At 68.1% G+C, this 6,449-nt stretch carries 3 protein-coding genes and 1 pseudogene; all 4 read left to right on the top strand.

The genetic code is table 11. The features are described from left to right. A pseudogene (locus tag B9Y64_RS22585) lies at positions 1–105 on the top strand (IS110 family transposase); the annotation flags it as partial. Positions 106–306: 201 nt separating this feature from the next. Next, positions 307–2,442, top strand: coding sequence for a putative bifunctional diguanylate cyclase/phosphodiesterase (locus B9Y64_RS17205; protein ID WP_100441748.1), 2,136 nt, complete (start codon positions 307–309; stop codon positions 2,440–2,442). Between the two features lie 630 nt (positions 2,443–3,072). Further along, entirely contained in the window at positions 3,073–4,203 is a 1,131-nt protein-coding gene (gene flhB / locus B9Y64_RS17200; protein ID WP_100441747.1) for a flagellar biosynthesis protein FlhB, read from the top strand. 44 nt (positions 4,204–4,247) lie between these two features. Next, on the top strand, positions 4,248–6,308 hold the full coding sequence (gene flhA / locus B9Y64_RS17195) for a flagellar biosynthesis protein FlhA (RefSeq protein ID WP_202909077.1): 2,061 nt from the start codon (positions 4,248–4,250) through the stop codon (positions 6,306–6,308). Positions 6,309–6,449: the final 141 nt, after the last annotated feature.

The raw sequence follows: 6,449 nt of genomic DNA, 5'->3' as shown, positions 1-6,449 counted from the left end.
CTGGCCAGAAAGCTGGCCAGGATTGCCTGGGGCGTCTTCAAGAGCGGCCGGGAGTTCGATCCGACCATGCTGAAAGTGGGTCAAGCCTGCTTCCAGCAGGCTTGATCTCGAACATAGGATCTCGGCTCTACAAAGGGGCACGGGCTTTCACGCTTTGCTGATTGCCGTCCCCCCCGGTCTGCGCGTTAGAGTGAATGCGTGGCGCCCAGGGGGACGCCGCACCTGGCCGGCGCCTTTCCGCGCTGGCCTGCCTCATGCATGCCCCACCGTGGTTTCCGTCGACAGGCAGGTCCGGGAGACTGACGAATGCTGGTAGGCACGTACAACCCGTGGCTGGTGGCGATTTCGCTGCTGGTCGCCGTGATGGCTTCGTACACCGCGCTGGCGATGGCCGGGCGCACGGTTACCGCCCCGGGCCGGGGCGCGGCCTGGTGGTGGCGCCTGGGGGGCGGCTTTGCCATGGGCCTGGGCATCTGGTCGATGCACTTCATCGGCATGCTGGCCTTCGACCTGCCCATCCCGTTGGGCTACGACCTTCCGATCACCCTGCTCTCGCTCGCACTTGCCATCGCCTCGTCGGTGTTCGCGCTGTGGCTGGTCTCGCTGCGTACCCTGCCCCATCCGCGGCTGGCCGGCGGTGCCCTGCTGATGGGCACCGGCATTGCCGGCATGCATTACGTCGGCATGGCAGCAATGCGCATGCAGCCGGGCATCGACTATGACCCGGGTTGGCTGCTGTTCTCGCTGATGGTGGCGGTGGCCGCCTCCTGGACCGCGTTGTACGTGGCGTTCCGCCTGCGCGCACAGCGCACCCGCATCGGTGATCGCCTGGCGGCGGCGGGCCTGCTTGGCCTGGCCATCGTCGGCATGCATTACACCGGCATGGCCGCCGCGCGTTTCCCGGAGGGCAGCATCTGTGGCGCCGCCGTCGGCGATGGCCTGCAGAGCGAATGGCTGGCGATGCTGGTGGTGGTGCTGACCGTGGCGATCCTGGCGGTGGTGCTGGTGGTCTCGTGGCTGGACCAGCGGGTGGAGGCGCAGCTGCTGCGGCTGCGCAACTCGATGCTGAGCACCTCGTTGACCGATGCCCAGCAGGAACTGACCCAGGCCGCGCTGCACGACCCGCTCACCCGCCTGCCCAACCGCCTGCTGCTGCAGCGGCGCATCGTGCAGGCGCTGGCCGAGGCCGAACAAGGGGGCAACCGCTTCGCGGTGATGTTCATGGACCTGGACGGCTTCAAGCAGGTCAATGATGCCTATGGCCATCAGGCCGGCGACGCGCTGCTGGTGGCTGTGGCCGAGCGCACCCGCCAGCTGCTGCGCCCGCACGACCTGCTGGCACGCCTGGGCGGTGACGAGTTCGTGCTGGTGGTGCGCATCGAGCGCGACGAGGACCTGCCGACCCTGGCCCGTCGCATCCTGCAGGCGGTGGGCAGCGGCCCGTTGCTGGCGGACAACGAACTGCAGGTGACGGCCAGCATCGGCGTGGCGATCTGCCCGGACCACGCTGCCAGCGAGCGCCAGCTGATGGCCTTCGCCGATGCGGCGATGTACCAGGCCAAGGAATCCGGACGCAACGCCTTCGTGCTGTTTTCCGACTGGATGAACGACAGTGCCGAGCAGCAGTTCCGGCTGCTGGCCGACCTGCGCCGCGCCATCGGCAGCGAGCAGCTGTTCCTGCACTACCAGCCGAAGATCCGCGTGGCCACGCAGAAGGTGGCCGGTGCCGAGGCACTGATCCGTTGGCGCCATCCGGAACAGGGCCTGATTCCCCCCGACCGCTTCATCCGCCTGGCCGAGCGCAGCGGTGCGATCAACGAAATCGGCCGCTGGGCGCTGGACCAGGCCTGCCAGCAGCTGCGGCGCTGGCACGACGCCGGGCATGACGGCTGGTCGATGTCGGTGAACCTGTCGCCGGTGCAGTTCAGCTCGCCGCACCTGCTGCACGATGTGCGCGAGGTGATCGAGCGCTATGGCATCCCCCCGCGCCACCTGGTGCTGGAAATCACCGAAAGCACCGTCATGCGCGATACCGACACCAGCCTGCGCCTGCTGCAGGCCCTGTCCGCACTGGGCGTGGGCATCTCCATCGATGATTTCGGAACCGGCTATTCCAGCCTGCTGTACCTGAAGCGGCTGCCGGCCACCGAGATCAAGATCGACCATGCCTTCGTGCGCGACCTGGAACACAGTGCCGAGGACGTGGTGATCGTCTCGGCGATCGTGGCGCTGGGCCATGCGCTGGACATGGACATCGTGGCCGAGGGCGTGGAGACCGCTGCGCAGCGCGCCTACCTGGAGCGCCTGGGCTGCGACTTCCTGCAGGGGTACCTGCTCGGCCGCCCGGTCGACGCTGCCCGCTTCATGCAGCTGCATGACCTGCCCCGGCCGCGGATGGAACTGGCGCAGAGCCCGCCACCCAGCGACAGCGCTCCCTTGTAGAGCCGAGCCCACGCTCGGCTGCTCCTCGCACCTGAGCCAAAGGCAGCCGAGCATCGGCTCGGCTCTACAACGCCGTACCCCGGCACATCCACGCCCTGCCCGGCATCAGCGCTCCTGTAGAGCCGAGCCCACGCTCGGCTGCTCCTCGCACCTGAGCCAAAGGCAGCCGAGCATCGGCTCGGCTCTACAACGCCGTCCCCGGCACATCCACGCCCTGCCCGGCATCAGCGCTCCTGTAGAGCCGAGCCCACGCTCGGCTGCTCCTCGCGCCCGAGCCAAAGGCAGCCGAGCATCGGCTCGGCTCTACAACGCCGTACCCCGCTACATCCACGCCCTGCCCGGCATCAGCGCTCCTGTAGAGCCGAGCCCACGCTCGGCTGCTCCTCGCGCCTGAGCCAAAGGCAGCCGAGCATCGGCTCGGCTCTACAACGCCGTACCCCGCTACATCCACGCCCTGCCCGGCATCAGCGCTCCTGTAGAGCCGAGCCCACGCTCGGCTGCGCTTCGCGCCCGAGCCAAAGGCAGCCGAGCATGGGCTCGGCTCTACAAATGCCAGCTCCTCAGTAGGCAACAATCCATCACGGAACGGTTCTTGCACGCACCCCGGCATTCCCTGCCGCAGTGCCCGTGATGTCCGAGAACGAATCCGCCGGCGAAAAGACCGAACAACCTACCGAAAAACGCCTGCGCGACGCCCGTGAACAGGGCAACCTGCCGCGCTCGCGCGAACTCGGCACCGCCGCCGTGTTCGGCGCCAGCGTGCTGGCGGTGATGGCCATGAGCGGTTCGATCGGCCGTGGCGCCAGCGCCTGGATGAAGCACGCGCTCAGCCCCGAACAGAGCCTGCGGCAGAACCCGAAGGAACTGTTCGGCCACTTCGGCGACCTGCTGCTGCAGTTCATGCTGGTGATCGCACCGCTGGTGCTGGTCTGCCTGCTGGCCAGCTTCGTCGCACCGCTGGTGATGGGTGGCCTGCGCTGGTCGCAGAAGGCGTTGCTGCCCGACATCAACCGCATGAACCCGATGAGCGGGCTCAAGCGCCTGTATGGCCCCGAGGCCATCGCCGAGTTCACCAAGTCGCTGCTGCGCGTGGCCTTCGTCGGCGTGGCCGCCGGGCTGGTGGTGTGGACCGGCTTCGACACCCTGCGCGGGCTGATCCACCACCCGCTGGAAACCGCCATCACCGACGGCCTGGGCTTCACCCTGCGCCTGCTGCTGGCCACCGCCGGCGCGATGCTGGTGCTGGCCGCCATCGATGCCCCCTACCAGCGCTGGAACTGGATGCGCAAGCTGAAGATGACCCGTGAAGAGCTGCGCCGGGAAATGAAGGAAAGCGAGGGCAGCCCGGAGGTGAAGGGCCGCATCCGCCAGCTGCAGCAGCAGATGGCCAACCGCCGGATGATGGAAGCGGTGCCCACCGCCGACGTGGTGGTGGTCAACCCCACCCACTACGCAGTGGCCCTGAAGTACGAGGGCGGCGCCATGAATGCCCCCACCGTGGTCGCCCTGGGCGTGGACGAGACCGCCCTGCGCATCCGTGAGGTGGCCGACGGCAACAAGGTGGCGATCGTCTCCGCCCCGCCTTTGGCACGCGCCTTGTATCGGGAAGGCCAACTCGGAAAGGAAATCCCCGTGAGACTGTATTCGGCCGTCGCCCAGGTCCTGTCCTACGTCTACCAGCTGCGCGCCTGGCGCACTGGCCCGATGCCGGACGCCCCGCACATCCAGGTGGATGAATTCGGCAAGGGAGGCCGCCCGTGAGCGCCCAGCCCTCCACCGGGTTCAACACCCGCCGCGCCCTGGAAATGATCCGCCAGGGCCTTGGCGCGCCGCTGATCGTGCTGGCCCTGCTGGCCATGGTGGTGGTGCCGCTGGCCGCGCCGGTGCTGGATGCGCTGTTCACCTTCAACATCGCCATCTCGCTGATGGTGCTGCTGGCGGTGGTCTACGTGAAGCGCCCGCTGGACTTCACCATCTTCCCGATCGTGCTGCTGATCACCACCATGCTGCGGCTGGCACTGAACGTGGCCTCCACCCGCGTCATCCTGCTCAACGGCCAGAACGGCCACGACGCCGCGGGCAAGGTCATCGCCGCCTTCGGCGAATTCGTGATCGGCGGCAACTACGCGGTCGGCATCGTGGTGTTCGCGATCCTGACCATCATCAACTTCGTGGTGATCACCAAGGGCGCCGGCCGCGTCTCGGAAGTGACCGCGCGCTTCATCCTGGACGCGATGCCCGGCAAGCAGATGGCGATCGACGCCGATCTCAACGCCGGTTTGCTGACGCGTGAAGAAGCCAAGCTGCGCCGCGAGGAAGTCCGCGAGGAAGCCGACTTCTACGGTGCGATGGACGGTGCCAGCAAGTTCATCCGCGGCGACGCCATCGCCGGCATCCTGATCCTGTTCATCAACATGCTTGGCGGCCTGGCCGTGGGCGTGCTGCAGCATGGCATGCCGTTCGGCGACGCCGCTGCCACCTACACCCTGCTGTCGATCGGTGACGGCCTGGTGGCGCAGCTGCCGGCCCTGCTGGTCTCCAGCGCGGTGGCGATGCTGGTTACCCGTGCCTCGCGCTCGCAGGACATGGCCCAGGCCATGACCGGCCAGGTGTTCGGCCAGTATCGCGCACTGGCGATCACCGCCGGCATCATCGGCGTGGTCGGCCTGGTGCCGGGCATGCCCAACGTCGCTTTCCTGACGCTGTCCGCCATCCTCGGCTTCATCGCCTGGAAGGTGTACCGCAAGGGCAAGGCACCGGCCGCCGATGCCGCGGGCGGTGGCAATGAGGCCGCCGCGCTCAATGCACTGGGCCGCCCGGCCGCAGCGGCGCCGACCGCCGAACTGAGCTGGGACGAACTGCGCCCGGTCGATCCGCTGGGCCTGGAGGTCGGCTATCGGCTGATTCCGCTGGTGGACAGCAACCAGGGCGGCGAACTGATGGCGCGCATCAAGGGCGTGCGCCGCAAGCTGACCCAGGATGTCGGTTTCCTGATCCCGTCGGTTCACATCCGCGACAACCTGGAACTGCCCGCCAACGGCTACCGCGTGCTGGTGCATGGCGTGCCGGTGGCCACCGCCGAGATCCACCCCGACCGTGAGCTGGCGCTGGACCCCGGCAGCGCCCTTGGCGCGCTGGAAGGCATCGCCGGCAAGGACCCCGCGTTCGGCCTGGATGCCACCTGGATCCAGCCGCACCAGCGTGCCCAGGCCGAAACGCTGGGCTACACGGTGGTCGACCCGGCCACCGTGGTCGCCACCCACCTGTCGCACCTGATCCGCGAGCACGCGCCGGAACTGCTGGGCCACGAAGAAGTGCAGCACCTGCTGGCCAACCTGGCCAAGAGCGCGCCCAAGCTCGTCGAAGATCTGACGCCGAAGGCGCTGCCGCTGTCGGCGGTGGTGCGCGTGCTGCAGAACCTGCTGGTCGAGCGCATTCCGATCCGCCAGCTGCGCAAGATCGCCGAATCGCTGGTCGAGCATGCTCCCAGCAGCCAGGACCCGGCCATGCTGACCGCTGCCGTGCGCACCGCGCTGGGCCGCTTCATCGTGCAGGAGATCGCCGGAATGTCGGCGGAGCTGCCGGTGTTCACCCTCAACCCGCAATTGGAACGTGTCTTGCAGGAGTCCACGCAGGGCAACGGCGCCGCGCTGGAACCCGGACTCGCTGAGCGACTGCACCAGAGCCTGGCCGAATGTGTCAGCAAGCAGGAAGCCCGCAACGAGCCGGCGGTCGTGCTGGTACCGGGCCCGGTGCGCGCCGCGCTGGCCCGCCTGGTCCGCCACAGCGTTCCGTCGCTGTCGGTCCTGGCCTACAGCGAGGTGCCGGAGGACAAGCGCCTGAAGCTGGTCGGAACGATCAGCTGACGGCGCCCACCGATGCGCCAGAAAACAGACACCACCCACGAACCAACGCAACAGACAGATACCAAGGGGAACCCGCACCGTGCAGACCACCGACCACCCGAGTTCTCCGACCGCCACCCCGCCGTCTTCGTCCCGTGACCA

The sequence above is a fragment of the Stenotrophomonas maltophilia genome, assembly GCF_002799245.1.
Classification (GTDB): domain Bacteria; phylum Pseudomonadota; class Gammaproteobacteria; order Xanthomonadales; family Xanthomonadaceae; genus Stenotrophomonas; species Stenotrophomonas maltophilia_S.
The sequence above is the reverse complement of the archived record's forward strand: the minus strand, read 5'-3'. Positions and strand labels throughout refer to the sequence as shown.